The following is a 2,597-nucleotide window of genomic DNA, read 5'->3' on the forward strand; positions in this document are numbered from 1 at the left end:
CACTATTAATGCTCAAAACGTTACTTTACAAGGTAATAAAGTAATGTTAAGTGCTGATACTAGTTGGGATGATAAAATGAAAAATCAAACAGGCATAATATCAGCTAATGAAATAAACTTACAAGGCAATGAAGTTTATGTAGATGTAGGTAATATAAATGGAGATCAATTAAAAAGCTTAAAAATACAAGGAAGCAATGGTAATAATTTTAAAGGTTCTATGTATTTAAATGCTAGTGGATATTATTATAATCCTAGTTCTTTTAAAGTGTTTGATAAATATACAAACACAAATAACAACTTTAAAGTATATAAATATGTAGGCATAGGCTCTGATTTAGATTGGTGGCACTTTGCTAAAGGGTGGAATGAAAATAAAGAAGGTTTTAGAGATACAGCTAGTGAGTATAGACTTACTAATGATATAGATTTTAATGGAAATCAAGGTAAAGGCGAAGAAGGAAGAGATTGGCAAAACTATGCAAATTATTGTATAGATGGATATGGTTGTACCAATATGATAGTTGGACTTAACAGAGATAGTGCTTTTAATAAAACATTTGATGGACAAGGATTTGCGCTTAAGAATATTAATATAGATACAACTAATCTTGAATATATACCTGAGTATATAGGTATATTTGGATATGCTGAAAGAGCTAATTTTAGAAATATTAATGTAGATTATATGGATGGTGTGATTAATGCTACTGGAGGTGTGCATGCTGGTGGGTTTGTTGGATTTGCAAAAGATAGTTATTTTAATAAAATAAGTTTACAGGGTATAGATAATATGAAAACATCTACCGGTAATACAGGTGGTTTTGCAGGAGGTATATATGGGGGAGAATTTAAAAATATATCTTTAAGTGAGATAAAAAATATTTATAATGACTCTTCTTATTATTTATCAGCTGTTGGTGGTTTTGCAGGAGGTGTTGATGATGCTAAATTTGAAAATATATCTTTAAATAAGATGGGAGATATGAGTGCTGTTGGAGCTAGAGGTGGTTTTATCGGTCGTTTTGTAGGAAATGCTCGTGGTTCAACATTTAAAAATATTTCCTTAATTAATATGGGAGATATAATAGTACAACAAAAATATTATGGCTACAGCATCGGTGGTTTTATTGGTCAAGTTATCGATGGTGCCAAATTTGAAAATATATCTTTAAACGGAATGGGGGATATAACATTCTCAAACTCTTCCTTAACTATGTCAGCAGAAACTAGTATTGGTAGTTTTAGTGGAGTTGTTATTAATGATAGTGAGTTTTATAATATATCTTTAAATAATATTGGAGATATAAAACTTTCTGGTGTTTTTAATCAGAGTATTAATGCTGGTGGTTTTGTTGGTTGGGTTATGGCTTTTGATGGTAGCAGTGTTGTATTTAATAATATATCTTTAAATAATATTGGAAATATAAATACTGATAGTCCATGGGGTAATCTTGGTGGTTTCGCTGGTGAAATTTCAGGAAATATCACTTTTAAAAATATTTATATGTATTTTAACGAAGGTGTAACTATAGAGGGAACAACAGATAATGGAAAATTTGTTGGTGATATGGGTGGTGATAGCCAAATTAAATTTGACAACATCCACATCTACCATCATGAAAACGATTTAACTAATGCAACAGCTGATCAAGACTACTGGGGTGATACTGCTGATAAAATCCAAATTCACACTTACAACAATAGCAATAAAGATGAAGTTTATAAAGATTTTCAAGATAAAGCTAATACCATATCCAAACCTATGCTTCCTATAGTACCACCACCATCTAAACCTTCTGAAGATATGAATATCCCTGATGTAGAAGATATTAAAAACGAAACAGCCACTTTAGGTGAAAATGATTTAATTAGCAAAGATATATGGGATTATATTATAAATGATATTGATAAGGTTCATTATAATATAGATATTAGATTATTAGCTAAATTATTAAATGAGTATAGTGATATATCAAATAAAACAGAAGATGAGCAGGTTAAATTTATAACCACATATTTAGGCGTAAAAGAAAACGATGCTAGAGCATTATTGCAAAGCTTGAGCTTTTTAAATGCATACAAAAATCATGACATAAGCAAAGCTAATTTTGAAAGTGAAACAGTAAAAGAAGACTTTGCAAATTCTTTCGATAATGCTGAAACTAAATTTACAAACTTTAACAATAAGAAAAACAAACTGTATGATGAGCTTAAAGTTCTTAATGAAAATATAGTATCAAAAGGTTTTAATATTGAGCACTTGCTTGATGAAAATCAAGAAGAATTAGCTAAAGCTATAAAAGCTTATAATGATTATGTAGTTTTAATAGAAAAAGGCTTGGCAAATGAAAACGACCCTTTATTTGTAAGTATTAAAAATACCATTATAAAACTTAATACTGAAGCTAAAAATCTTTATGCGCAATTGCTTAATTATAAAGATCAACTTCAAGATTTTAAAGATAATAACAAATTTGAAAAAGTTATCATAGCTGGAGATTTCAAAACTATTCCTTTATTAATAGCTCCTGATGTTAATAGACCTATTGATGGCGGTGGTGAAATAGAAATACCTGATAAACCTATTGACCCAG

General features: G+C 29.3%; 1 protein-coding gene. It reads left to right on the top strand.

Annotation, left to right across the window (positions count from 1 at the left end; all coding sequences use genetic code 11):
• Positions 1–43: 43 nt before the first annotated feature.
• Positions 44–2,597, top strand: a 2,554-nt coding sequence (locus tag L8X36_RS08000; RefSeq protein ID WP_263683318.1) for a hypothetical protein, incomplete at its 3' end; no start/stop codon positions are given.

This window comes from Campylobacter sp. CNRCH_2014_0184h (assembly GCF_025772985.1).
GTDB lineage: Bacteria > Campylobacterota > Campylobacteria > Campylobacterales > Campylobacteraceae > Campylobacter_D.